This is a genomic window from Bacillus sp. IBL03825 (assembly GCF_024712505.1).
Classification (GTDB): domain Bacteria; phylum Bacillota; class Bacilli; order Bacillales; family Bacillaceae_G; genus Bacillus_A; species Bacillus_A wiedmannii.
Window position 1 is genome coordinate 4,931,767 of the sequence record NZ_JAMXKE010000001.1, and the last position, 25,622, is coordinate 4,957,388.

Below are 25,622 nucleotides of genomic sequence, written 5' to 3' on the forward strand. Positions count from 1 at the left end.
TATGAGTGGCGGAATTTTGTAGAGTGTCTTACTCTGTTTCGTTCGCCCGTTGTCCTTATTTGGATAGCGGGCGTTTTTTATTATTTAAAAGGAGGATTTTCATGGAGAAATTTAAGTATTCATTACTTGTTTTATTCGGAGCTTGTAGCTACGGCGTACTTTCAACGATTTTCAAACTCGGATTCATTGATGGATTTTCAGCACATCAACTATTAGGAGGACAATATGTCTTCGGATGGATTGGACTTCTTCTGCTCGTTCTTTTCGTTTCACGTCATAAAGTAACAAAAAAGCAATTCTTTTCCTTACTAACAGTTGGCACAACAATGAGTATGACTGGTATCTTCTACGCTATTTCTGTAGAAGAACTACCAGCATCTATCGCTGTTGTCCTACTCTTCCAGTTCACATGGATTGGTGTAGTTATAGAAGCAATCGCTAATCGAACATTACCAAGCCGTGAGAAAGTTATATCTATCATTATTTTATTTACTGGAACATTGTTTGCAGGCGGTGTCTTTGAAGGTCTCGGACAAAACTTTTCCACGAAAGGTATTATCTTTGGTCTATTAGCCGCTGTCTCTTTTTCATTCTATGTTTTTGCAAGCGGGCGTGTTGCTACAGAAGTTCCGCCTTATACGAAAAGCTTTCTTATGACAACAAGTGCTACTCTTATCGTATGCCTATTCTTCCCGCCAACCTTTTTAACGGATGGTGCCCTGCAAGCCGGTCTTTGGAAATACGCTTTCTTCCTCGGATTGTTCGGCGTTGTCGTACCTGTCATTTGTTTTTCAATTGGTGTACCGAAAGTAGGAACAGGACTTAGTACAATACTAGGAGCAGCTGAATTACCAACGGCCATTATCGCTTCTATTACACTTGTACATGAAGTCGTAACCTTCATGCAGTGGATTGGGATACTCTTTATACTACTTGGCATTTTTATTCCTCAGATGCTTACGGCTAGGAAAGAAAAGAAACATAGTAGCGTGCATAGTGCGTAACAAAAGACCTTTCATTGATTTGAAAGGTCTTTTTCTCTATCTCACTTTACTGCTCCATATAGCTTTTCTATCTCATGCTCGATTTGTTTTACATCAATTCGTTCAAATAGTGGTTGCACACTATCAATTCTATTCGGCAACGTATTTTGAGGCTCCCAATTTCGGTTCACAATCGATAACGTGTTTCTAACTCTTTCACTTGAAAATGGTAAAAACGGTTCAAGGAGATTTGCAAAATTAGCGATAAGATACACACAGTTATAAATCGTTTCTTCGCATGAAACTGGATCATCTTCCCTTTGTTTCCAAGGCTGCCTCTCATCAAAGTATTTATTTGCAAAACGTACGGCATCGAATATTGTTTCTAGCGCCACCTTAAATGTAGTTTGCTCAATCAACTCTCCTACATTTTTATATAATCCTTCTACTTTATCTTTCAGTTCTACATCAATACTTCCCTGCGGCACAATGCCATCATAATATTTTTCAATAAACTTTAATGTCCGGTTCACAAAGTTCCCGTATGCACCTAACAATTCACTATTATGACTGTAAATGAATTCACGCCATGAAAAATCAGTATCACGATTTTCTGGTGCATTTACTGTTAAAAAGTAACGAATAGAATCTGGATTGTAGCGTTCTAATATGTCAGGCACCCATACTGCCCAGTTTTTACTTGTAGATAACTTTCTTTTTTCAACTGTTAAATATTCATTTGAAACGATATGACGAGGAATTGCTCCTTCTCCTATTCCAAGCAATACTGCTGGCCAAATGATGGAATGAAACGGAATATTATCCTTTCCGTGCACATAATATGTTTTCGCTTCTTTATCCCAAAACTCTTGATCATCTTTCCCTGTTTCTTCAGCCCAATGTTTACTCGCCGAATAATATCCTGTCACTGCTTCAATCCATACATAAATTTTCTTATCTTCATACCCTTCTACTGGAATTGGTACCCCGATTGGTAAATCACGTGATACGGCCCTATCTAGTAATCCTTCCTTTACATATCTCTCTGTTAGCTGAATCGCATTGTCACGCCATGTTCCTTCTTGTTTTGCGATTTCTACTGCCTCTTTAATTTGCTGCTGAAATGTATGCAATGCAAAATAAAAATGCTCTGTTTCCTGTACGGATGGCGTACTACCGCATAACTTACATTTCTTTTCTAACAAATCGAGTGGATCTAAAATAGCTGAACACGCATCACATTGATCTCCTCTTGCTGCTTCATGGCAATGTGGACAAATGCCTTCTACATAACGATCAGGTAAAAACTGCGTACACGTTTCACAATACGCTTGTTCCACTGTTTTTTTATAAATATAGCCTTCTTCCAATAAACGTAAAAAGACATTTTGCACAGTTTCATGATGGTGCTCACTATCTGTACGTGTATAGCAATCATACGTAAAACCAAGGCTACGAAAACATCGCTGGAACTCTTCATGATACTTATCAGCAATTTCCTTCGCCGTCACACCTTCTTGTTTTGCCCTAATTGCAATCGGTGTTCCATTACAGTCACTTCCCGAAACATACAACACATTCTCACCTTTTGCCCGGTAATAACGTGCTAAAATATCTCCAGGTAACAAACTCGCAATATGTCCAAGATGTAACGAACCATTTGCATACGGCCAAGCGCCTCCAATAAAAATACTCATCTTACATTCCTCCTTTTAAATATAAAAAAGCCCCGCCCTTATCTTAAAAAGATAAGGGCGGGGCTTTATAAACAGTCGCGGTACCACCTTATTTCGCCAATTACTCACATAATTAGCCTTAACAAGTACGGAGCTATATGCTCTTATACTGTGGTTTTGATAACGAGTACCAACTCTCGTCGCCGCCTACTATTATCATTTGATAAGTTCAGGACGAAGCTCAAAGGCCATTGTTCAAATGAATATTCTTGCTTCTTCTCAGCTACCGAAGCTCTCTGGACAGAATGATTTCATTCTACTTTTCCTTTTCAACGCTTTTATATATAACACGTATTTTACGACTTAATTGCAGAAAAATCAAACTTAAATTCAAAAAAAAGGAAATTCCCTTCTCCCGCAGAATAAATATACGTTCACAAAAGGAGTGATACGATTGAATCAAAAACAACTAAGCACGCGTAATGAAAAAAGCTGGAATGCAGCTGCTTATGAAGCTTGGACGAATCGCCACGGGGCACCAGCCGATTATGCAAAAAAGCTTATGAAAGATCCCGTGCGCGAAGTAGAACACTATTTACCTTACATACAATCTCCAAAAGGAAAACGTATTATTAACTTACTCGGGTCAAAAGGAAATAAAGCCGTTGCTCTCGCTCTTTTAGGCGCTGATGTAACAGTTGTTGATATTTCAGCAAGTAATGCAAAATATGCAAATGAACTTGCGGAAGCAGCAGGTGTCTCTATCCAGTATGTCGTTTCTGATGTACTAAATGTGCAGCTCTCCGAATCATTTGATATCGTATTACTGGAACTTGGTGTACTCCATTACTTTCTAGATTTAAAACCGCTCTTTCAAAAAATTGCTACCATGCTTAAAGGAGATGGAACGCTTATCCTTCGTGACTATCATCCTGTTTACACGAAATTATTAGGAGTAGACCACCCATCATTTCGGGCCAATGGAAATTATTTCGATGAAGAATTGATTGAAGATGATGTGGCTTATAGCATCCTTCTTACAGAAGCGCAGAAAGAATCATTGCCTAAAACAACCATCCGTCGCTGGACGCTAGGAGAAATTATTACAACACTTGCACAAGAACATTTTAAAGTTGAAAAACTAATTGAAGAACACGGGTCTCATCAAAGGTGGGTCTTCCCTCCTACTGCACCGGAAGGAATTGAAGAACATATACCAGGTCTATATACATTAATTGCGACAGCATGCAAAAAAGGATCCCTTCACGGATAGGATCCTTTTTGCATGCTCACGCATATAAGTTGAGGTTGGAGATTACCATAATTCTGTAGAATAGGACACAAGATATTTCAACATTTCGTCTCTGACTTACGTCGTCAAAAAGGGGTATGACCAACATAACGAAGAATAATGTTCGTAGTTGATACTGATAATCGTTATCAACTAATTAGAAGTATACATGATGTTATTTCAAATTACAATAGCATTTCTCATTTTTATTTATGAATTTTTTGATATACAAATGTATACATTTTAAGAACATTTCCTCTTATCAATCTGCCATCTTCCATTATCTGCTATAATTTTCATTGAACAGATTAATAACTTCATAATGGTGTTTTTATTAATGTCGTTCTTAATATTTATAAATCATAATAAATAGTTTTTAAAGGTAGGGATAACGATGAAATATGTTAGTATTCGCAAAAAACTACTGTTCACACTCTTAAGCATTTCTTCTTTATTTAGTATTGCTCTTATTGTTATTCTTTCATTCGCTATGAACCAAGCAAGCGAAATTGAAACGTTAAAAAATGATGTATCTAAACGAGCAACAATTTTAAAAGAACGTGGTGATTGGTTCCAAGCACAAGTTGCCGGTTTACAAGAATATTTACTGTCACATGATCAAAAAGGATTGGATAAATTCAACCGAGAAGGAAAAAAACTTGCTGATACTAGAGAGAAAGTAACAAGTGATAAAAAACTCCCAGAAGGAATGAAAGAAGCGATTTTAATGGGAGCAAAATGGCGAAGCGTCATAGATAATGAAGCCCTCCCTCTCGCTCGCGAAGGAAAATGGGACGAAGCATCCAAAATCGCTTTAGCTCAAACCGATTATGTAAACGATCTTTTAAGCCGTTTTACTAAATATGCAAATGAAGAAAATGATAAACGTGACGCATTAATTGCTGACGTAGAGTCTTCTTCATCTCTTATTCAATATATTATTTTCTTCTCTCTTATTACATGTACGTTAACATCTATTTTATTAGCATGGTGGTTCTCTGGTAAACTCGTTAAACCGATACGACAAATTGATGAGAAATTAAAAGAATTAGCCTCTCAAGATGGCGATTTAACTGCTAGATTACACGTAACGAGTAAAGATGAAATTGGTGATATCGCCAATTCCTTTAATCAAATGCTCGCTAACTTACAACGTATCATAAAACAAGTGCAACAAACATCAACAAGTGTAAAAGAAGCGTCTGAAAATGTGTTTATCGAAACCACTGCTTCTATGGAGAATACAGCAAAAACCGAAGAAACTATGAATGCTCTTGCGTATAATATTCGTTCACAAGTTTCAAGTATCGAAGAAAGTTCAACTGCAATGGACGATATAACAACGAGTGTTCAGCGTATTGCAGAATCTGCCTCCTCTGTTGCTAGCCTAGCTGTTACAACTTCAGAAAAAGCAGATAGTGGGAATAAAGTCATTGAGAAATCTATTACACAAATGCATACAATTAACGAAGCTGTTAACGCTACATCACAAGTAGTAGAGCGACTCATTACACATACGAATCATATTGATACTGCACTTCAATCCATTTCTAATATCGCGGAACAAACGAATTTACTCGCTTTAAATGCTTCAATTGAAGCAGCTCGTGCTGGCGAACATGGAAAAGGATTCGCCGTTGTTGCCGATGAAGTACGAAAACTTGCTGAACAATCTCAGCTAGCAGCAACTGACATTAACCATTTACTTCATCAAATTCAAGCTGACACAAAAATAGCAAATGAAATGATGACACAAGGTCAGTCAGAGGCTTCGGAAGGAATTACAGTCATTCGTACCGCTGGATCTTCATTCTCGGAAATTGTTAACCACATTAACAAAGTCTCTACACAAATACAAGAAATGTCTGCAACTGCTGAAGAAATGGCCGCAAGTTCAGAAGAAATGAATGCAGCTTTAAATAACATCGCTTCTATTTCAAATGAAGTTGCCGCCGAAACATCACAAACAGCAACTTCGGCTGGTGACCAAGTAAACAAAATGAGTGTCGTTGCTAAAAAAGCTTCTGAAATGAAAACGACTGTACAAGAACTTGAAGTTCTCGTTTCTCATTTCAAAACAAACGTTTAAAGCGAAACTTTCATTTATACTTCTAGGACCTACAAACTATTAAAAAGAGGGATTTACAATCTCTCTTTTTTTACTTTAAAATATCTCTTTCTATCTCTCATTCCGTCTGCTATAATTCCTAAAGGAAAGAAGAAAGCTTTATTCCAGAAGGAGTAAAGCTTTCTTTCAATTTTTTACATCAATTAATTCTAATACTAAGATTTCACAGAGGAGGCTTTTTATCATATGAATTTTATTAGCATTCGAAAAAAACTAATGTTTATGATGGGAACGATTTGCGCTTTATTTGGCATTGCCTTAGCTTTTATTTTATTTTTTACTATTGATCAATCTCGTCAAGCTCAAGCATTACAAAAAGAAATTTCCCCTTTGGCAACAGAATTGAAAGAACGTGGAGATGCTTATCAAGTACAACTTTCTGCTTTAAGAGGTTATTTATTACAACATGATCAAGTCGAATTAGACAAGTTTAATGAGATGAGTAAACGTCTGGAGGATTCAAAAGATAAACTTCTTTCTAATCCAAATGTTTCTCAGTCCATGAAAAATACAATGGAATCAGGATCGACTTGGAGAAAATTTATTGAAGAAAAAGTTTTCACTCTTGCAAAAGAACAAAAGTGGGAAGAGGCTTTACAAGTAGCTTATGCAGAAAATGGTACTGTTTATAAAGTAATTGGTGACTTCACAAATTACAGTAATGAACAAGCTAAGTTACGTGATCAATCTATCAAAAAAATTGATCAATCTTCACTACAAATTGAATATGTTGTCTTCTTATCACTTGTTATTTGTATTATCGTAGCTATGATTCTTGCATGGTGGTTCTCTGGTAAACTTGTAAAACCAATTCAACAAATCGATAGTAAACTAAAAGAATTATCATCTCAAGAAGGTGACTTAACAGCCCGCCTACAAGTAAATAGTAACGATGAAATTGGTACGATTGCAACATCATTTAATAAAATGTTAGAAAACCTACAACATATCATCAATCGTGTTCAAAAAACATCCGTGGAAGTACAAAATGCTTCTGAAAATATGCTAGAAAAGACGAATATATCACGTGAGGCAACAATAAAAGTTCAAAGCACGATGTCTAGCTTAAATGCAAGTATTCAATCGCAAACTGCTAGCATGGAAGAAAGCTCAACTGCAATGGATGATATGGCAGTAAGCGTTCAGCGTATTGCTGAATCAGCTTCATCTGTAACTGAACTTGCTGTAACTACATCGGAACAAGCTAATGATGGAAGTACTGTTATTCAAAAATCCGTTTCACAAATGACAACGATACACGACGCGGTAAATGCTACGTCAGAAGTGGTCGAACGTCTAATCACCCACACGAAATATATTGATACAGCTGTACAATCTATTTCTAATATCGCAGAACAAACAAACTTACTTGCTTTAAATGCATCTATCGAAGCAGCTCGTGCTGGCGAACAAGGAAAAGGTTTCGCTGTCGTAGCTGACGAAGTTCGAAAACTTGCTGAACAATCTAAAACAGCGGCAACGGATATTAACCAATTACTACATCAAATTCAACAAGACACTGAAACTGCTAGTTCGATGATGTCACAAGGCCGTTCTGAAGCATTTGAAGGCATTCATGTCATTCGTGAAGCTGGCAATTCTTTCACAACGATTGTGGAACAAGTAAATAAAGTATCTACTCAAATGCAAGACATCTCAGCAACTGCTGAAGAAATGGCTGCAAGCGCTGAAGAAATGAACGCTTCACTGAATAACATCGCTTCTATTTCGACTGAAGTGTCTAGTGAAACAGCGGCAACAGCACAATCTGCTGAGAAAAAAGTCACTACAATGAATGAGATGACACAAACTGCTAAACAAATGAAACAAACAGTTGAAGAATTAGATCAACTCGTATCTCATTTCAAAACTGAATAGCTTTCAAAAAATATTCCTCTTTCAAGAGGAATATTTTTTTGAGCTCATTCCCTGCATTATATATATATATCCGTTATAATGAGAACCGATATCATTAATATGTAGGGGGTGCTACACATGTCACAACAAGCATTTGAAGAAAAGTTATATGCAAACTTAGAAGCTGTTATTGATCCTGAACTAGGTGTTGATATTGTTAATCTTGGATTAGTTTATGACGTTACAGCAGATGAAAATAATAATGCTGTCATTACGATGACGATGACTTCTATTGGTTGTCCAATGGCTGGGCAAATTGTATCAGACGTAAAAAAAGTATTATCAACGAACGTACCTGAAGTCAATGAAATAGAAGTAAATGTCGTTTGGAATCCGCCCTGGTCTAAAGAACGCATGTCACGTATGGCGAAAATCGCATTAGGTATTCGCGATTAAATAAAGAAAGACCTGACATCCTAGTCAGGTCTTTTTCTCTTATTATTTTACGCCTACTGCATCATAAGCTTTCGTTACAGCTTGTACAGCTTTAGAGTTTTTACCATATAAATCTTCAGCTGACTGCAGAGCAGCTTGACGCATCATCTTAAAGTCAGAGTTTGCAGTTAAGTATTTCGTAAGAGCACGGTAATAAATTTTTTCTGTCGCTTCACGGCCTACTCCAGTTACTTTCACACCGTAATGCTCTCCGCCATCAGATACTAAATATGCAGCTTTATTGTTAATACTACTGTTAATATGAACGCCGCCATTATCAGCTGTTCCAGTGTAGCGTTTATTGTAATGATCTGGGTAACCTTCACCTGGTTTTAATGGATTTGGAATAGATGCTGGATCTTTCAGAGAACGAAGTGCATCACCAGGTTTTCCAGGTGTATAAATGTCAGCACCTAAATCCCAGCTCTTCTTCTCAACCATGACACCCATAATATCAGATAACGATTCATTTAACGCACCTGACTCATTTTTATAAACAAGGTTTGCTGTATGTTCAGTTACAGCATGCGTTAATTCATGACCGATAACATCTAATCCAGCAGATAATGGAATAAACGTCGTACCGTCTCCATCACCATACATCATTTGTACACCGTTCCAAGCTGCGTTATTCCAGCTTTCTCCGACGTGAACAGTAGAAATAAGCTTCGCACCTTTATCATCGAAAGAGTTACGATTAAATGTCTTTTTGTAGTAATCATATACTTTTCCTGCATTTACATGCGCATCAACCGCTGCTTTATCTTCGAAGAACTTAGATTTACTCTCAACTTCTTCTCCTGTGTATCCAAGCCATTGTGAGAATAAGTTAAACAAGTTTTCATCCATATTTTCTGCATCAAATGTATGAACACCTTGTCCTCGTTTACCATCAAACAAGTTGAACGCTCCTGTTTTCTCATCTTGAGCAATTTCAAATGATTGTCTATCGCCTAATACTCCGTAACCAAATCCTGTAATGTGATCTACAGCGTTATATTTCTCAATCACATTTCCATTCGTTGCATCAACAAAATAATGCCAGTATCCTGGAGCTGGTTTTGAAATCGATGCTTTAACTAAGTATGCAAGATAGTACTTCCCATCTTTTTCATACACAAATAAATCTTTTTTCACACCGTCATAATTCTTTACTTTACCAACTTCTTTTTCAATATCTGCCTTTGCAATCGTTTCAGCTTGCTCTGCACTAATATTTGCAAACGCAGGAATATTTTTATCCTCTAAATTCGGAATAACTTGTCCGAAGAATGCTTTTACATTATTTTCTTTATCTAGTGTAACAGTCTGATCTGAACCATACACAGGAATATTATTATGTTTTTCAACTAACTTCACATGTGTCGTACCAGATTCAGCATCTTTTTCCTCCCCAACGACATTGAAGTGTTTATCAATATTTCCTGCTAATTTAAACATATCTTTCTTACTCTCTAAATATTGAAAGACCGTCTCTTTTTTATCTAGTCCTTCTGGTGCTTTCCATTCTTCACCTATGTATGCAGGTGTTTTAAATTCTTGATGATATTGAATTTTTTGTTCTTCTGCTTTCGTTGTCGTTGCTCCAAATGTTCCAAATCCCCCGGCTATAACAGTTAACGCTAATGCTGATGAAATGACTTGCTTTTTCACTATAACATTCCCCATTCCCATAAAGATTTTTGACACTTTTATACAATTCTTATTTTCCGGGCTAATACCTTTTTTCTAAATATTGAGAAAATTTTTTCTGACAATTCCACTCAAAAAAAGAGGACATCAATTCGATGTCCTCTTTTCCATAAACGTTCTATTGTCTTTTCAATTCGATTGCTAAATAGTGTGATTGCTCTTTCGCTTCAATATGAATATCTTCTACTGCTTCTGCTGCATCACGCATAACAAGATTTTCACCATTTATTACACTACTCCCTTCAATTTGTACAAGGTACAATTGACGGCCTTCTTGCACCGGGAAATGAATTTCTTTTCCAGCATCTAACGATAAAGAATATAAATTCGCATCTTGGTGAATACGAATTGGTGCCTCTCCTTCTACTGGAGATACCATATGGAACCATTCATTTTCACGCTTGCTCCAATCAAATGTAAACTCACCATAGTTTGGTTTATGATCCGCACGATCTGGTAAAATCCAAATTTGTAATAAACGTAGTGTTTCATTTCCTAAATTATGCTCGCTATGAAATACACCTGTGCCAGCACTCATATATTGAACATGTCCTCGCTCAATTGTTCCGCGATTCCCCATGCTATCCTCATGTGTTAAAGCACCATCTACAACGTACGAAATGATTTCCATATCGCGGTGCGGATGCATATCAAAACCAGTTTGTGCCGCTACTAGGTCATCATTAATTACACGCAATACTCCAAAGTTCATGTTATTCGGGTTATAGTAATTCGCAAAGGAAAAATGAAAATGTGTATTTAACCAACCGTGATTTGCTCTTCCCATATTTTTATGATCAACTTTTCTAAACATATCCTTCACCTCATATTATCTCGAATTCAAGATTTATTTTAAAAATTTTTCTCACTGTAATTTTTTTAGTAATTGTAATAATTGATGTTGTTCTTCTACATTTAAATTTTGAAACTGCTCCGCTTGGAACGTTTCTTGAGGCGGGACGATTTCTTCATATAAAGCTTTTCCCTTTTCTGTTAACGAAATATATTTTGTAGTACCTTCTTGTTCACGATGAATCCACTCCAGCTGCTCCATTTTATTTAATAGCTGCGTGATATTTCCCTTCGTAACAAATAGTTTATTTCCGAGCTCTTGCTGCGTTAGACGATTATGTCCTCCAACTTGAGCTAGCACATCAAACTGAGCGGCAGATACATTCCATTCTTTCAAATGCTGATTCGTCTCACGAATACTTTTGTTATAAAAACGTGATAAACGAAACCATAATAGTAATCCGAGTCTATCTTCTGTCTTCATTCTATCACCTCGCTCATTTCATACCATTAGTTTAGAACTAAACTTCATAAAAGTCAATCACTTACTTTTAGTAATCAATAAAGAAAGCACAGTGCCATTTCTCCACTATGCTTTACATTAACTTTCTATTTTTATATTCATCTAACTTCCTCTCCGCGAACTTTCTCGCATCTTTCTCAATCCATCTATCTTCGTACACTTCACTTCCAACATACAATACTTCTCTCTTATGCTGCATCGCATGACGAAACTCATGCAGTAGTGTTTTGAGCACCTGCTCGTACTCTTCCCACATACAAACAAAAATTAATTGTTTTTCTTTATGATAAAAACCACCTACTGGGAATAAGAATTCCTCTTCTTCTTCTCCTAATGATAGAAGCACATGATTCGCATCACACGTATCACAAAAAACAACTGGTGTTTTACATACTTCAATCAGTGAAAACAAATCATCTCTAAGCCTTTTGACATCCCAAGGAAGCTCCGAATCCAACACATACCAATTCTCAACTTGTTGATATACATTTTGAAACTGGAGTTCCATTTCTCTATAATCCCCTTTCCAAACTCCCTTTTCTTATATGTATGCCACAATATGTAAAATATTAAACCTACTCTTTCCCCTTTCGAAAAATGACAATAAAAAAAGAATCTATGTCAGCATAGATTCTTTTTACGTAATCACTTTTTTTTCATCATTTTTTTTAATACAAAGTAACCAATTGCACAAACAATAGCTGCAAGTGCAAAGTATTTCACATATGGCCCAGCTACTTTATTAATACTTTCCCACTCTGTTCCTAATTTAAAACCTAAATATACAAATACAATTGACCATGGAATAACAGCTAATGTAGTTAGCGTAATAAACTTAGCATGTGACATTTTCGCAATACCCGCTGGTATCGAAATAGCATGACGCACAACAGGAATAAAACGCGCTGTAAAAATAACACCAGTTCCGTAACGATTAAACCAATCTTCAGCATAATCAATATGTTTCTTTTGAATTAAAATATATTTTCCATATCGCTCAAGGACGGGTCTTCCTCCGTACCGACCGATCCAATAAATGAATAGTTGTGCGATTACACCACCAATTGTACCGAACGCGACAGCGCCCCAAAACGTAATGCTTCCTGTTGATACTAAATAACCTGCATAAGACAATACGATTTCACTCGGAATAACCTCTAACATCAATCCAAGCATAATTCCCCAATAACCAAGTCCTTCTAGAAAAACTAAAACGGATTGAATCAACTCTCCTAACATCATGTACCTCTCTTTACTGTTTTCATTGCAAAAAATAAAAGTACAAGCAGTAAATATCTTGTACTTTTATTTTTAAAAATTAGTTAGTCTTCGTATCCCACTTAAAGATTCTATTTAAAAATTTATATACATTCTTTGACTCTTTCGTCAGAAGTGGACCTAAGATGGATAGTATAAGCACGTATAGTGCCGAGAATGGTTTCAAGACTGACATTAAACCACCGGCGATGCCGATATTGGCCATAATGATGGAGAATTCTCCTCTTGAAACGATTGTTAATCCAATATTTGTTGACGCTTTATGAGATAATCCAGCTTGTCGCCCTGCAATCATTCCTGCAACAAAGTTTCCGATGATTGTAAGAAGGACAGCACCTAACGTTAACCATATCGCTCCGCCTAATGAAAACGGATCAATGCTTAATCCGAAACTGAAGAAGAAAATAGCTCCGAAAAAGTCTCTAAATGGAACAACGAGATGCTCAATTCTGTCACTATGCTCTGTCTCAGAGAAAACTAATCCTAAGAGAAGTGCTCCAATTGCTTCAGCAACGTGAATTGTTTCCGAGAAACCTGCAATAAAGAATAAAGAAGCAAATACTACAATAATGAAAATTTCATCCGAACTAATATTGAGCAATTTATTTAATAACGGCGTCGCTTTTCTAGCTACAATAAAGAATAGAAGCATGTATCCTAAAGCAATCCCAATTGAAGTAAGAGCACCTAGGAAGGAAGCATGATCCCCTAGAACTAAACCAGAGACAACTGATAAATATACAGCAAGGAATATATCTTCAAACATAATAATTCCTAAAATTAATTCGGTTTCATTATTACCAGTTCTTCTTAAATCCACTAACACTTTAGCAACGATAGCACTAGAAGAAATCGTAATAATACCCGCAATAATTAAGATTTCTAGTAAAGGGAATCCCATTATAAACCCGTATAATAATCCAAGTGAAAAGTTAATTAAAATATAGATTGTTCCGCCAATCGCAATGGAACGTCCAGATTTAATTAGTTTTTTCATCGAAAACTCTAGTCCTAGGTAGAACAGAAGGAACAGAACGCCAATCCGTCCAAGGAAGGAAATTACACTCGCACTTTCAATAAATTTGAGATCAATAACACCTATTGTCGGTGCATGCGGTCCTACTAACATTCCAAGAACAATTAGAAAAGGAATTACTGAGAATTTAAACTTTCCAGCAATTACCGCCGCAATTGCTACTAAAACTAAAGCTGTACCAACTTCAAAAATTAACGTATCCATCTAGTCAGTCCCCCTATTCGAAAGTAACTCATTAATAATTTTTTTAATTTCTTCTCTCTCACCTGAAACTACAAGCATATCGCCTTCTTCAATTACCGTTTCTGGTCCTGGATTGAACAGCTTTTTCATATTCTTTTTCATAACTGCAATAATCGTTACGCTATATGTTTTTCTTATTTCAAGGTCGCCAATTGTTTTTCCGATTGCCGGAGCTGCATTCTCCACTTTAAACCACTCAATTGCTAAACCTTCAAAGACCATCTCAACATTTTCTAATGCTCTAGGTTTGTATACCATTCCACCTAATATTGCTGCAATTTGTCTCGCCTCTGAGTCACGTAATGAAATACTTGAGATACTTTCTTCATGATCTGAATCAAAATGATACATTTCTCTACGCCCATCATCATGAATGACAATCACCATCTTTTCGTTACCTTTCGTAACGATTTGAAACTTATAACCAATACCCGGAAGTTCACTTTCTCTAATATTCATATTTAGCTCCTCCATAACTTCTTTATTTTAATTTTCTGTTTTTCTGTCTTTTGTTCATCCAATCAATTTTAGAAATTCTAACCATTCAGGATACCTATGACTTGGAAATCTTTTATTGTAATAATAAGTGGCTCCTAAAAAGATACTTAAAGATGTAATGATAAAAAATATATTACTTCTCATTTTCAAACTCTTAAGGCTTATATTCAATAAAGATTCTTCTTTCAAATTATCCCCTCTTTCTCGTTTTAAATTTAGTTTTTTAAAATGTAAATAATTCTAAAAATATTACGATGTAACATAATCATAACACAAAATACGTTTATGTAACATAATTTTTTAGAAAAATTGATTCTCGTATATTTTTTGCATATAATTTTCTTATTACGGAAAAAAGGAAGTGTATTATATGGTTGATATCTTTAGCAGATTCCTTGAGGTAACGAATAATATTTTATGGTCATATATTCTTATTGCAATGCTAATCGGCTTCGGTCTTTATTTCTCTTTCAAATTAAAATTCGTCCAAATTACTCATTTCGGTGAGATGGTCAGTTTAATTAGTAAAGGGTTTAATCGAAAAGAAAAAAAGAAAGATAGCATCTCTCCATTCCAAGCATTTTGCTTAAGTGCAGCGGCACGTATCGGTATCGGAAACTTAGCTGGTGTAGCATTAGCCATTTCAATGGGTGGACCCGGCGCAATATTTTGGATGTGGTTTATCGCTATCCTTGGAGCAGCTACTAGTTTCGTAGAATGTACGCTCGCGCAAATTTATAAAGTAAAAGATGGAAGCAGGTTCCGTGGTGGACCAGCATATTACATGGAAAAAGGATTAAACAAACGCTGGATGGGTGTTTGGTTTTCACTTCTTATTACAGTTGCGTACGGATTAATTTTCAATTCTGTACAAGCAAATACAGTAACAATAGCGTTTGAAAATGCTTTTGGACTAGAGCGAACGATCGTAGGAGCTCTATTAGCTTTATTAGTTGCAGTTATTATTTTTGGTGGTATCAAGAGCATTTCACGTATTACAGAAATGATTGTCCCTCCAATGGCGATCATTTATATCGGTGTGGCTATTTTTGTCGTAATTAACAACTTCAATATGTTACCAAGCATTTTTACAGAAATATTTAACAGCGCATTCGGTTTAGACCAAGCTATCGCTGGTGGTATTGGAGCAGCAATCAAATTCGGAATTCAGCGCGGTTTATTCGCGACAGAAGCAGGTATGGGTAGCTCCCCTAACGCAGCAGCAACATCAGATGTATCTCACCCTGTAAAACAAGGACTTGTTCAAGCATTAGGTGTTTTCGTAGATACATTCTTAGTATGTACATCAACAGCGTTTATCGTATTATGTTCTGGACTTTACAAAGGATCGACTTTAGAAGGTATTGAATTAACACAACGAGCATTAAGTTCACAAATTGGACCGTGGGCAAGCACTTTCTTAGCGATTATTATTTTCCTATTCGCTTTCAGTTCTTTACTAGGAAACTACTATTATGGTGAAACAAACATCGCATTCATTAAAGAAAGCAAAACATGGTTACTGATTTATCGTGTTGCAGTTGTCGGAATGGTGTTCTTCGGATCTATCGCTGCCCTTCAAACGGTTTGGAGTTTAGCTGATTTCTTTATGGGACTAATGGTATTCACAAACTTAATTGCCATCTCATTCCTTAGCAAGTTTGCATACGCAGCCTTAGTAGACTATATAAAGCAAAAGAAACAAGGAAAAGATCCTGTCTTCATTGCAAGTTCTATCCCTGGTTTACAGAATACAGAGTGCTGGGATGGACAGGATATAGAAGAGAAGCAAAAGGCTGTATAACAATTAAAAGCGGAGATGACTTGCTCAGAACAATCGGTCACCAGAGCTGGATAACATCTAAAAGCCAAAGCGGCTCTTTTAGAACAAGAGCTATATATCAAACAAAATCCCTATTACTCCACAGTAATAGGGATTTTTATTTATAACAGTTCATAATTTGTTCAAATTAATTCCAGCAAAAGGGTTGATTTATATCAATTACTAGATTATAATAATTATAAATTAGTAATTGATATAACATAACAATTCAAAAGGAGATTGATCATAATGAACAAACAAGTAATCGAAGTATTAAACAAACAAGTAGCAGACTGGAGCGTTTTATTCACAAAATTACACAACTTCCATTGGTACGTAAAAGGGCCTCAATTCTTCACATTACACGAGAAATTCGAAGAACTTTACACAGAATCAGCTACTCACATCGACGAAATTGCAGAACGCATTTTAGCAATTGGTGGCAAACCAGTAGCAACAATGAAAGAATACTTAGAACTATCTTCTATTCAAGAAGCAGCATACGGCGAAACTGCAGAAGGAATGGTTGAAGCAATCATGAAAGACTACGAAATGATGCTAGTCGAACTGAAAAAAGGCATGGAAATCGCTCAAAACTCTGATGACGAAATGACATCTGACCTACTACTAGGCATCTACACAGAACTAGAAAAACACGCTTGGATGCTACGTGCGTTCTTGAATCAATAATAGAACTAAAAGCGGAAGCGGCTTGCTCAGAATCGCAGGGCATTGGAGCTCTCGACCTTGAAGCGCTTTTTGCTTCGAGCGAGAGAGCGAAATGACCGGAGATTCTAGCTGCTGGAGCTGGATATCACCTAAAAGCGGAAGCGGCTCGTTCAGAGTCGCTTTTTTTCTATGGAGTGGTCGCACATATCAGTACATGAAATTTATATCAGCGATTTTCCCAATATATCGACTTACCGACAAATCACGACAATATTAGCACCTCTCTCCTCTACTTTTATCAATATATTACAATCTCTTTTATGTTAATATACAGGTAACACCCTTTAGTAAAATAGATCCAAAAAAGCTTTTCCATATTCATCATTTACTACTTAAATGGCGGGAGTGGTTCAGTTGAAAGACTACTTAATTAGAGCATTTTTTGCGTTAATAACAGTTGGGATTGTCTTACTTATAGCTAATATTTTCAATATACGTGTCGAGGTGAAAGACTATGCTTTCCTCGTTGTTGTAGCAATTGGTGGCGGCTGGGGTGGCTGGTACCTGTATAAGAAACAAAATAATAAAAGTGATAAAGGCATTCCGAAGTAATATGGAATGCCTTTTTTGTATAATACACAATTAAGCTTAAATCACTAATAAAAGCCGTCCACAAAAAACATCATATAAACCCATACTCTATGGTAAATAAAAAAATTCATTTTGAATATAGAAATAGTCCAAAATCCTGCATAACAGAGGTATGACCCATTTGCCGCAACATTGTGGCTATATTCCCACGGTGATATGCTCCGTGGGTGACGACGTGTAGTATTGTTTCAGAAACCGTCGTATCCAGGTACCCAGCATATGGATTATCAACCTCAAACACTTTTTCATAATCTTGTTGACTACTTAAAAGTTCTTTATATCTTTTAGATAATTCATAAAAACTAGTTTCCATTTCCTCAATATTTTTTGTTTCCAGCTGTTCTTTCAATTGATCTGTGTGTACCATTGCATCACTCATGCTTTTACCAGAAATAATCTCGAGCCAGGCTAAATCTGTAAGGTATATGTGAGACATTACTTTTGCCACCGAAGAAAAACCACTATTAACTTCCTTATGGAAAATGTCTTGCGGTAGTTCTTTTAAGCGATTTAAAATAACTTCATTTGCCCATAAGTGGTAGTTATACATTTTTAATACAGAACGACCCATGCTCATTTCTCCTCCAATTTTCATTTTAATGATTAGATTATGATACATAGCTGATTAAAAATTCATAAAGGATTACATCTATAAAATTTATTCTGATTTCGATTAAAAAAACCTCTATTAACTTCATAAAAAACATTCCCTATCTTCCACAATCTACCCCTTTAACGGAACAGTTCTATGTCACTCAATAATTCCTTACTTACCTTTTATTCAGATGTTCTTTTTTTAGTCAGCAAAACATACCTCCATCTATACTTCCACTCTTCCAACGATTTCACATCTCACTATCAATATATTTAACCAGATTAAAAACACATACCTTTTTACGATAAAAAAGACATGTGTTTCCAAAAATCTATATAAAAATCAAAATGATAAAGGCATTCCGAAGTAATATGGAATGCCTTCTTTTTATTGCCGTCTATAATAAATAATAAAATTCAAACCGCTAATACAACCAATTGCAATAAACATGCTAAAACTCTGTACATCTCCAGCTAGACTATACTCATCAACGATAAACCCAGACATAAACAACGTTATCGCGGCAACACCGATACACAATATCGAAATAAGCCAAAGCGAAAATTCATTAATTAGCTCTTTCTTCTGTGTTGAAACAATTAGCATAACAAGAATAGATGCTGCTAAAATATTTTTAAAAACAGGACGTAAATACACAAACTCCTCCATCTATTTCTCCTTTTCCAAAAACATTACATCTTAACATTAATATATTTAACCAAATTAAAAACACATGCCTTTTCAAGATAAAATGACATGTGTTTCCACAAACATCTATAAAATTGTATTATGATAGCTGCTTCCACTTCGTTCCTAAAACAGGACGCTCATAATTTTGGATTGCATGAATTAGTTTATCTGCCGTCTCAGCTGAAACGATCAACTCTTTATTTGATGGATTCATAAATCCTTCTTCTGCTGCACGTTCAACCATTTGCAAAATTGGCCCATAAAAGCCTTTTATGTTCAATAAACCAACCGGCTTATTATGTATACCAATTTGTGACCAACATACTACTTCAAATAGCTCTTCAAACGTTCCGTATCCGCCTGGTAATGCAATAAAAGCATCCGCAAGCTCTGCCATTTTCGCTTTGCGCTCGTGCATCGTTTCTACTTCAATTAATTCTGTTAGCCCTGTATGAACAATTTCTCCTCGGAATAGACCGCGTGGCATAACACCTGTTACACGTCCGCCTAAGCGAAGAACTTCATTTGCCACTTCTCCCATTAATCCAACGCAAGAACCACCGTATACAAGCTCATAATCGTTCTCAACAAACATTTTTCCTAACGCTATTGCCTGCTCTTTAAATTCTGGTCTCTCCCCTAAGTTGGAACCTGCAAACACACAAATCTTTCTCATTCCTACACCCCGAAACTATATATTGTTATGATACAATGAACATTGTACAACATATTGAAGGGATGAGGAAGAAATGGATATCGTCGCATTTCAAAGATGGGTGGAGGAATTTTACGAAAAACGAAGCTGGTCACAGTATAATTCCTTTATTCGCTTAAATTTCTTAACAGAGGAAGTTGGAGAAGTTTCACGCGTTGTTCGCGCCATTGAAATTGGTCGTGATCGTCCTGACGAAAAAGTGAAAACAGAAGAAGAGCTAAAACAGGAACTAAAAGAAGAACTTGGTGATGTACTATCTAACCTTATTATTCTTTCAAAAAAATATGATTTAGATTTACAAGACATTATGGAGGCTCACGTCACAAAGCTTTCGAAAAGGTTCGAGACATCAAAATGAGAATATTATCAATTATGGTATAATATTCTTGTCACAATACTAAGGGGGATTTTATGTTATCTAAAAAATTGCACGACGCATTAAACGATCAAATGAACTTTGAATTTTACTCTGCCCACGCTTATATGGCAATGGCTGCTTACTGTACATCTGAGAGCTATGATGGATTCGCTAACTTTTTCCTTGTACAAGCTGAGGAAGAACGTTTCCACGCAATGAAGCTTTATAACTACATTAACGACCGCGGTGAGCGCGCTATTGTTACTGGATTTGATAATCCGAATAACGAATATGAATCTGTACTGAACGCTTTTGAAGTGGCACTTGAGCACGAGCGTGAAGTAACGAAGCGTATTTACAACTTATCTGATATCGCTTGGGATGAGCGTGAGCACGCAACAATTACCTTCTTAAAATGGTTCGTCGATGAGCAAGTAGAAGAAGAAGCTTCATTCGATAGCATCATCCAAAAATTAAAACGTATTACAAGCGATTCAAACGCACTATTTATGCTAGATGCTGAATTAGAGAAACGTACATTTACGCCTCCTACTGAATAGTATTTCAATCACCTTAATGAATGTATTAAGGTGATTTTTTTATTTCTTCTCTAAGCTTAATAACCTTAGCCATATCCTTCTTATAAAGCGCTGAAACCTTTTCAACAAAATCACTATGAGTAAAAGTCCCATCCCCTTCTTCTACTATGCTTAAATACCCATGTATGAATTTCAAAACGGTTCTAGCATCTTCACCAGTTAATTGATTAATGTTCTCCATAATCTCATCAGACTCCCTTAAACTATCCCGTTCTTTCAACTTAATCCCCCTCTCTATATTATTTATCATATCAAAATAAAAAAGTCGTTCATCCCTCTAGGCGAGAGATAAACGACTTCGTTTGTTTTTATTAAAGCATAACCCCAACGATAATCGCTGATAATATACTTACTAACGTTGCACCGTATACAAGTTTTAATCCGAATGAAGATACAACGTTTGCTTGTTTGCCATCGATACTCTTCGTTGCACCTGCGATAATTCCGATTGATGAGAAGTTCGCAAATGATACAAGGAAGATAGATAAAATGCCTACTGTACGAGCTGATAAATCTCCAGCTACTTTACCAAGGTCAAGCATTGCAACGAATTCGTTCGTTACTAATTTCGTTGCCATAATTTGTCCTGCCGTTAGCATCTCTGATGTTGGAATACCCATTACGAATGCTAATGGTGAGAAGACATATCCTAAAATGCTTTGGAATGTGATTCCGAAAATTGAATCGAACACACCGTTAATTGCTGTAATTAATGCTACGAAACCGATTAACATCGCCGCTACTGTTACAGCGATAGAGAAACCAAGCATAATATATTCGCCTAACATTTCAAAGAATGTTTGTTTTTTATTTTCTTGTAATTCTAAAATATCGTCTTCTTCTTTCACTTCATATGGATTAATAATATGAACGATAATGAATCCACTGAATAAGTTTAATACAAGTGCTGTTACTACATATTTTGGATCAATCATTTTCATGTAAGAACCGACGATTGACATCGATACTGTTGACATTGAAGATGCACAAAGTGTGTATAAACGATTTTTCGGTAATTTGCTTAGTTGATCTTTTACTGTAATGAATACTTCACCTTGACCAACAATTGCGGCTGCTACTGCATTATATGATTCTAGTTTTCCTAAGCCGTTAATTTTACTTAATACGAAACCGACTGCACGGATGATAATCGGTAAAACTTTAATATGTTGTAAGATCCCGATTAATACTGCTAAGAAAATAATTGGTAATAATACTGTTAAGAAGAATGGTGCTTGTCCATCATTTGCTAAACCACCAAATACGAAATTAACCCCTGCTTCCGCAAATTTTAAAATAGCGCCAAACCCATCTGCAATCCCTTTTACTAATACAAATCCGACCTTTGTATTTAGTAAGAAATACGCAAGTACCAATTGGATGACAAGCATAAGTGCAATTGGTTTATATTTAATTTTCTTACGATCTGAACTGATAAGGAACCCTAGTACAAATACTACAAGTAAACCGACTAGAAACATTACGATCTTCATATGTGAATCCTCCACTTCTCCCACGAGTTATCGGTCGTATAACGTATAACGAATGACGTCTGACCATTTGTGTTAAAAAAATTTAAAACCCCTAAATACTATTCAACTTTTATCTAAAATCAGTAAGCGTTTACATAAATTGCAATTTATAAAAGGTAGCCTCTTCTCTCCTACCATACTTGAAAGTCTGAAATTGATACCACCTACAAATCAAATTGTAAGCGTTATCTAGTCGAAATGCAATATAAATTTAAAAAGATTTTTATATGTTAATATATTCCTAAATAATTGGTTTTTTCATGCAGATTTACCATAAAAAAATAGCCCTAGCTATGAGCTAGGGCCATCTTTGTTTATAACATAACACCAACGATAATCGCTGATAGAATACTTACTAATGTCGCACCGTACACAAGGCGTAGACCGAATGATGATACAACATTTGATTGGTTTTCATCGATACCTTTCGTTGCACCTGCGATAATTCCGATTGATGAGAAGTTCGCAAATGATACAAGAAATACAGAAAGAATACCAACTGTACGAGCTGATAAATCACCAGCTACTTTTCCAAGATCCAGCATCGCAACAAATTCGTTTGATACTAATTTTGTTGCCATAATTTGTCCCGCTGTTACCATCTCTGCTTGCGGGATACCCATTACGAATGCTAATGGTGAGAAAATGTATCCTAAAATAGCTTGGAATGTAATACCGAACATGGAATCAAACAAGCTATTAATTGCTGTAATTAATGCTACGAAACCAAGTAACATTGCCGCTACTGTGATTGCAATCGTGAAACCAAGCATAATATATTCACTTAGCATTTCAAAGAATGACTGTTTTTTCTTATTTTCTAATTTCAGTGTATCTTCTTCTTCTGTAATATCGTACGGGTTAATAATATGAATAATAATGAAACCACTAAATAAATTTAATACAAGTGCTGTTACTACATATTTCGGTTCGATCATTTTCATATAAGAACCTACGATTGACATTGATACTGTCGACATGGAAGATGCACATAATGTATATAAACGATGTTTTGGGATTTTACTTAATTGATCTTTTACTGTAATAAATACTTCCGCTTGCCCAACAATGGCAGCCGCTACTGCGTTATATGATTCTAGTTTTCCTAGACCATTTACTTTACTTAGCGCAGTACCAATAGCACGAATAAATATCGGTAAAATTTTAAAGTGTTGCAGAATTCCGATTAAAACGGCAAAGAATACGATTGGTAATAACGCTGTTAAGAAGAATGAAACCTCTCCTTTATTAACAAGACCGCCAAATACGAAAACGATTCCAGCTTCCGCATATCCAAGAAGCGCGCCAAATCCATCTGAAATTCCTTTTACTAAAATATAACCAACTTGCGTATTTAATAAGAAATAACTTAACGCTAGCTGAATAACAAGCATAATTGCGATTGGTTTATACTTAATCTTCTTTCGATCGGCACTTATAAGAAAACCGAGTACGAATACAACGAGCAATCCTACAAGAAACATAACAAACTTCATTAATAAAATCCTCCATTTAACTCTTCATTAACGTTGAACGTCTGACCACTTGAAATAAGAAATAATCCGAACTTTCCATTTCTCCTCTAAAACCTTCAATCGGATAGGAAAGATCATAAAACCTCTTATTTCAAAGGCATTTTCCATTCTAACACAAATCACAACTCATATCCGCACTTTTCTTAAAAAAAATACATTTTATTATAAAGCATTCATGAATGTTCGTCTTTTACATTATATAGCGAAACTTTAATCAGTGTCATCTCCACTGATTATCAGCCCGCATCAATCGAAAGTTTTACTGTTCACAAATAGCGGGATAAAACAAAAAAATGAGCATCAAGTTTCACTTGATGCTCACCTCATTATACTGCTTTTTCTTTATCAGCTACTGTTGGCTTATCCCAGCACTCTGTATTGCTCAAACCTGGAATAGACTCCGCATAGAACACTGGATCTTTTCCTTGTTTCTTTTGCTTAATATAATCCGATAACGCTGCAAAAGCGTACTTAGAAAGGAATACGATCGCCACTAAGTTAATAACAGCCATAATCCCCATAAATAAATCTGCTAAATCCCAAACGATTTGAATTGTTGCTACAGATCCTAAAACAACCATACCAAGTACAGCAATGCGGTATGCATTTAATAACACTTTACTTCCATTTAAGAATTCAATATTCGTTTCACCATAGTAGTAGTTACCTACTAATGAACTAAATGCAAACAAGAAGATTGCAACTGCTACAAATATAGAAGCCCACGGTCCGATATGTTGACTTAATGCTTGTTGCGTTAATTGAATTCCGTTTAAATCAGCCGCTCCAGGCACATCTGATAATAAAATGATAAATGCTGTACAACTACAAATTAATAATGTATCTGTAAATACCCCTAAAGTTTGAATGAAACCTTGTTTAACTGGGTGCGTTACGTTTGCAGTCGCAGCTGCGTTCGGCGCACTACCCATACCTGCTTCATTTGAGAATAATCCACGTTTTACCCCTAGTAAAATCGCAGCTCCTAATCCCCCACCTACTACTTCTTTAATTCCGAAAGCATGTAAGAAAATTTCTTTAAATACATACGGAATTGCCGTAATGTTTGTTACAACAACGAATAATGCCACTGCTACATATATAATTGCCATTACTGGAACAATCATTTCAACCGCACGTGCAATACGTTTTACTCCGCCGAAGATAATGATTGCAAGTAAACCAGCCATAAACAGACCTACAAACTTACCATCTGTGTTAAATGCTCCATCAAAAGCCGCTGCTACTGTGTTTGACTGCACAGCGTTGAAAATTAATCCGAAACTAACTGTTATTAGAACAGAGAAGACAACTCCTAGCCAGCGTTTCTTTAAACCCTTTTCCATATAATAAGCTGGACCACCACGGAATGCATTCCCATCTTTTACTTTATAAATTTGCGCTAATGTGCTCTCTACAAATGCAGAAGCACCCCCAATTACCGCAATTAACCACATCCAAAATACTGCTCCTGGTCCACCTGCTGAGATTGCGATAGCTACACCAGCTAAGTTACCAGTACCTACACGAGAAGCTGTACTCATACAAAAAGCCTGGAACGACGATACACCACTCTTCTCTTTTTGTTCTTTCCTCGTTTTCGAACTTGCCCCGTCCCCAAGCAATCGAATCATTTCACCGAAGTAACGAACTTGGACAAATTTCACACGAAATGAAAAGTAAAGCCCTAACCCAATTAACATCGCAATAATGATATATGACCAAAGGACATTATTTACATCCCCAATTACCTTAGCTAAAAAATCCATAATTGCATTGCCCCCTCTTCCTAACAATAAGAAAATTATATTCTAAAAACTTTTAGTAATCAAGAACTTTATGTTAGGTTTTATGACATGAGCACGTTAAACTTCTTAACATATATGTTTTTTTTACGTGAAAATATAACCAGTACGTGCATTTATCCAATACTCAATCACTCCTCACATTTGACCGTTCATACT

The 25,622-nt window shown here is 36.0% G+C and carries 25 protein-coding genes and 1 other annotated feature; of the genes, 10 read left to right on the plus strand and 15 right to left on the minus strand.

Annotated elements, in window-relative coordinates:
* Positions 1-101 precede the first annotated feature (101 nt).
* Positions 102-1,004, plus strand: a complete 903-nt coding sequence (locus NHG49_RS25580) for an EamA family transporter (RefSeq protein WP_064476256.1) — start codon at positions 102-104, stop codon at positions 1,002-1,004.
* Positions 1,005-1,045: 41 nt separating this feature from the next.
* Here NHG49_RS25580 and metG read toward each other — a convergent pair whose 3' ends face one another.
* A complete protein-coding gene (gene metG / locus NHG49_RS25585) occupies positions 1,046-2,680 on the minus strand; it encodes a methionine--tRNA ligase (protein WP_064476255.1) in 1,635 nt (544 codons plus the stop codon).
* A gap of 50 nt (positions 2,681-2,730) precedes the next feature.
* Positions 2,731-3,001: a binding site (T-box leader), on the minus strand.
* Positions 3,002-3,113: 112 nt separating this feature from the next.
* Between metG and NHG49_RS25590 the strand changes: the two genes are divergently transcribed.
* From NHG49_RS25590 to NHG49_RS25605, 4 genes are all read left to right on the plus strand, one after another.
* Positions 3,114-3,932: a class I SAM-dependent methyltransferase gene (locus tag NHG49_RS25590; protein ID WP_001072278.1), complete on the plus strand. Its 819-nt coding sequence runs from the start codon at positions 3,114-3,116 to the stop codon at positions 3,930-3,932.
* A 412-nt stretch (positions 3,933-4,344) separates the two neighbouring features.
* Entirely contained in the window at positions 4,345-6,039 is a 1,695-nt protein-coding gene (locus NHG49_RS25595; RefSeq protein ID WP_258126656.1) for a methyl-accepting chemotaxis protein, read from the plus strand.
* 225 nt (positions 6,040-6,264) lie between these two features.
* Positions 6,265-7,956 carry a methyl-accepting chemotaxis protein gene (locus tag NHG49_RS25600; protein WP_064476253.1) on the plus strand — a complete coding sequence of 564 codons (1,692 nt, stop codon included), beginning with the start codon at positions 6,265-6,267 and terminating at the stop codon, positions 7,954-7,956.
* 117 nt (positions 7,957-8,073) lie between these two features.
* Entirely contained in the window at positions 8,074-8,391 is a 318-nt protein-coding gene (locus tag NHG49_RS25605; protein WP_000082523.1) for a metal-sulfur cluster assembly factor, read from the plus strand.
* Between the two features lie 42 nt (positions 8,392-8,433).
* On the opposite strand, the gene nprB is transcribed toward NHG49_RS25605, so the two are convergent.
* The 7 genes from nprB to NHG49_RS25640 form a co-directional block, all read right to left on the minus strand.
* Entirely contained in the window at positions 8,434-10,083 is a 1,650-nt protein-coding gene (gene nprB, locus NHG49_RS25610; RefSeq protein ID WP_064476331.1) for a neutral protease NprB, read from the minus strand.
* A 157-nt stretch (positions 10,084-10,240) separates the two neighbouring features.
* Positions 10,241-10,936 (minus strand): pirin family protein, encoded by a 696-nt coding sequence (locus tag NHG49_RS25615; RefSeq protein ID WP_258126657.1) that lies wholly within the window; start codon positions 10,934-10,936, stop codon positions 10,241-10,243.
* A 51-nt stretch (positions 10,937-10,987) separates the two neighbouring features.
* Entirely contained in the window at positions 10,988-11,398 is a 411-nt protein-coding gene (locus NHG49_RS25620; protein ID WP_000845460.1) for a MarR family winged helix-turn-helix transcriptional regulator, read from the minus strand.
* 112 nt (positions 11,399-11,510) lie between these two features.
* Positions 11,511-11,945 carry a DUF3920 family protein gene (locus tag NHG49_RS25625; protein WP_000422829.1) on the minus strand — a complete coding sequence of 145 codons (435 nt, stop codon included), beginning with the start codon at positions 11,943-11,945 and terminating at the stop codon, positions 11,511-11,513.
* A 137-nt stretch (positions 11,946-12,082) separates the two neighbouring features.
* The gene (uptA, locus tag NHG49_RS25630) at positions 12,083-12,676 is read right to left on the minus strand and encodes an undecaprenyl phosphate transporter UptA (RefSeq protein WP_258126658.1); all 594 of its coding nucleotides are present in this window, start codon (positions 12,674-12,676) and stop codon (positions 12,083-12,085) included.
* 79 nt (positions 12,677-12,755) lie between these two features.
* The gene (locus NHG49_RS25635; RefSeq protein WP_064476251.1) at positions 12,756-13,955 is read right to left on the minus strand and encodes a cation:proton antiporter; all 1,200 of its coding nucleotides are present in this window, start codon (positions 13,953-13,955) and stop codon (positions 12,756-12,758) included.
* Positions 13,956-14,453 (minus strand): cation:proton antiporter regulatory subunit, encoded by a 498-nt coding sequence (locus NHG49_RS25640; protein WP_001026069.1) that lies wholly within the window; start codon positions 14,451-14,453, stop codon positions 13,956-13,958.
* Between the two features lie 409 nt (positions 14,454-14,862).
* On the opposite strand from NHG49_RS25640, the gene NHG49_RS25645 reads away from it, so the two are divergent.
* The 3 genes from NHG49_RS25645 to NHG49_RS25655 all read left to right on the plus strand — a co-directional run bounded on the left by NHG49_RS25645 (position 14,863) and on the right by NHG49_RS25655 (position 17,595).
* Positions 14,863-16,296: an alanine/glycine:cation symporter family protein gene (locus tag NHG49_RS25645; RefSeq protein WP_064476250.1), complete on the plus strand. Its 1,434-nt coding sequence runs from the start codon at positions 14,863-14,865 to the stop codon at positions 16,294-16,296.
* Positions 16,297-16,563: 267 nt separating this feature from the next.
* The gene (locus NHG49_RS25650; protein ID WP_001041897.1) at positions 16,564-17,004 is read left to right on the plus strand and encodes a Dps family protein; all 441 of its coding nucleotides are present in this window, start codon (positions 16,564-16,566) and stop codon (positions 17,002-17,004) included.
* Between the two features lie 393 nt (positions 17,005-17,397).
* Positions 17,398-17,595, plus strand: coding sequence for a hypothetical protein (locus NHG49_RS25655; protein ID WP_000656328.1), 198 nt, complete (start codon positions 17,398-17,400; stop codon positions 17,593-17,595).
* Between the two features lie 106 nt (positions 17,596-17,701).
* On the opposite strand, the gene NHG49_RS25660 is transcribed toward NHG49_RS25655, so the two are convergent.
* The 3 genes from NHG49_RS25660 to NHG49_RS25670 form a co-directional block, all read right to left on the minus strand.
* Positions 17,702-18,205 carry a DinB family protein gene (locus tag NHG49_RS25660; protein WP_064476249.1) on the minus strand — a complete coding sequence of 168 codons (504 nt, stop codon included), beginning with the start codon at positions 18,203-18,205 and terminating at the stop codon, positions 17,702-17,704.
* 411 nt (positions 18,206-18,616) lie between these two features.
* Positions 18,617-18,898: a hypothetical protein gene (locus NHG49_RS25665; protein WP_064476248.1), complete on the minus strand. Its 282-nt coding sequence runs from the start codon at positions 18,896-18,898 to the stop codon at positions 18,617-18,619.
* Between the two features lie 118 nt (positions 18,899-19,016).
* Positions 19,017-19,595, minus strand: coding sequence for an LOG family protein (locus NHG49_RS25670; protein ID WP_046955625.1), 579 nt, complete (start codon positions 19,593-19,595; stop codon positions 19,017-19,019).
* A gap of 73 nt (positions 19,596-19,668) precedes the next feature.
* Between NHG49_RS25670 and NHG49_RS25675 the strand changes: the two genes are divergently transcribed.
* Both NHG49_RS25675 and NHG49_RS25680 read left to right on the plus strand, forming a co-directional pair.
* Positions 19,669-19,992: a MazG nucleotide pyrophosphohydrolase domain-containing protein gene (locus NHG49_RS25675; RefSeq protein WP_064476247.1), complete on the plus strand. Its 324-nt coding sequence runs from the start codon at positions 19,669-19,671 to the stop codon at positions 19,990-19,992.
* 53 nt (positions 19,993-20,045) lie between these two features.
* On the plus strand, positions 20,046-20,552 hold the full coding sequence (locus NHG49_RS25680; protein WP_258126661.1) for a ferritin: 507 nt from the start codon (positions 20,046-20,048) through the stop codon (positions 20,550-20,552).
* A 25-nt stretch (positions 20,553-20,577) separates the two neighbouring features.
* On the opposite strand, the gene NHG49_RS25685 is transcribed toward NHG49_RS25680, so the two are convergent.
* From NHG49_RS25685 to NHG49_RS25700, 4 genes are all read right to left on the minus strand, one after another.
* Entirely contained in the window at positions 20,578-20,811 is a 234-nt protein-coding gene (locus tag NHG49_RS25685) for a hypothetical protein (RefSeq protein WP_258126662.1), read from the minus strand.
* 91 nt (positions 20,812-20,902) lie between these two features.
* Positions 20,903-22,084, minus strand: a complete 1,182-nt coding sequence (locus tag NHG49_RS25690; protein ID WP_258126663.1) for a NupC/NupG family nucleoside CNT transporter — start codon at positions 22,082-22,084, stop codon at positions 20,903-20,905.
* Positions 22,085-22,437: 353 nt separating this feature from the next.
* Positions 22,438-23,619, minus strand: coding sequence for a NupC/NupG family nucleoside CNT transporter (locus NHG49_RS25695; protein WP_000673848.1), 1,182 nt, complete (start codon positions 23,617-23,619; stop codon positions 22,438-22,440).
* A gap of 365 nt (positions 23,620-23,984) precedes the next feature.
* Entirely contained in the window at positions 23,985-25,427 is a 1,443-nt protein-coding gene (locus tag NHG49_RS25700) for an alanine/glycine:cation symporter family protein (protein WP_088047823.1), read from the minus strand.
* Between the last annotated feature and the right edge of the window lie 195 nt (positions 25,428-25,622).

Bases quoted from the DNA above. Each gene is read 5' to 3' on its own strand.
- NHG49_RS25580 (WP_064476256.1), top strand. From the start codon at position 102: ATGGAGAAATTTAAGTATTCATTACTTGTTTTATTCGGAGCTTGTAGC.
- metG (WP_064476255.1), bottom strand. From the start codon at position 2,680: ATGAGTATTTTTATTGGAGGCGCTTGGCCGTATGCAAATGGTTCGTTA.
- NHG49_RS25595 (WP_258126656.1), top strand. From the start codon at position 4,345: ATGAAATATGTTAGTATTCGCAAAAAACTACTGTTCACACTCTTAAGC.
- NHG49_RS25600 (WP_064476253.1), top strand. From the start codon at position 6,265: ATGAATTTTATTAGCATTCGAAAAAAACTAATGTTTATGATGGGAACG.
- NHG49_RS25605 (WP_000082523.1), top strand. From the start codon at position 8,074: ATGTCACAACAAGCATTTGAAGAAAAGTTATATGCAAACTTAGAAGCT.
- NHG49_RS25615 (WP_258126657.1), bottom strand. From the start codon at position 10,936: ATGTTTAGAAAAGTTGATCATAAAAATATGGGAAGAGCAAATCACGGT.
- NHG49_RS25620 (WP_000845460.1), bottom strand. From the start codon at position 11,398: ATGAAGACAGAAGATAGACTCGGATTACTATTATGGTTTCGTTTATCA.
- NHG49_RS25625 (WP_000422829.1), bottom strand. From the start codon at position 11,945: ATGGAACTCCAGTTTCAAAATGTATATCAACAAGTTGAGAATTGGTAT.
- uptA (WP_258126658.1), bottom strand. From the start codon at position 12,676: ATGTTAGGAGAGTTGATTCAATCCGTTTTAGTTTTTCTAGAAGGACTT.
- NHG49_RS25635 (WP_064476251.1), bottom strand. From the start codon at position 13,955: ATGGATACGTTAATTTTTGAAGTTGGTACAGCTTTAGTTTTAGTAGCA.
- NHG49_RS25640 (WP_001026069.1), bottom strand. From the start codon at position 14,453: ATGAATATTAGAGAAAGTGAACTTCCGGGTATTGGTTATAAGTTTCAA.
- NHG49_RS25645 (WP_064476250.1), top strand. From the start codon at position 14,863: ATGGTTGATATCTTTAGCAGATTCCTTGAGGTAACGAATAATATTTTA.
- NHG49_RS25650 (WP_001041897.1), top strand. From the start codon at position 16,564: ATGAACAAACAAGTAATCGAAGTATTAAACAAACAAGTAGCAGACTGG.
- NHG49_RS25660 (WP_064476249.1), bottom strand. From the start codon at position 18,205: ATGGGTCGTTCTGTATTAAAAATGTATAACTACCACTTATGGGCAAAT.
- NHG49_RS25665 (WP_064476248.1), bottom strand. From the start codon at position 18,898: ATGGAGGAGTTTGTGTATTTACGTCCTGTTTTTAAAAATATTTTAGCA.
- NHG49_RS25670 (WP_046955625.1), bottom strand. From the start codon at position 19,595: ATGAGAAAGATTTGTGTGTTTGCAGGTTCCAACTTAGGGGAGAGACCA.
- NHG49_RS25675 (WP_064476247.1), top strand. From the start codon at position 19,669: ATGGATATCGTCGCATTTCAAAGATGGGTGGAGGAATTTTACGAAAAA.
- NHG49_RS25680 (WP_258126661.1), top strand. From the start codon at position 20,046: ATGTTATCTAAAAAATTGCACGACGCATTAAACGATCAAATGAACTTT.
- NHG49_RS25690 (WP_258126663.1), bottom strand. From the start codon at position 22,084: ATGAAGATCGTAATGTTTCTAGTCGGTTTACTTGTAGTATTTGTACTA.
- NHG49_RS25695 (WP_000673848.1), bottom strand. From the start codon at position 23,619: ATGAAGTTTGTTATGTTTCTTGTAGGATTGCTCGTTGTATTCGTACTC.
- NHG49_RS25700 (WP_088047823.1), bottom strand. From the start codon at position 25,427: ATGGATTTTTTAGCTAAGGTAATTGGGGATGTAAATAATGTCCTTTGG.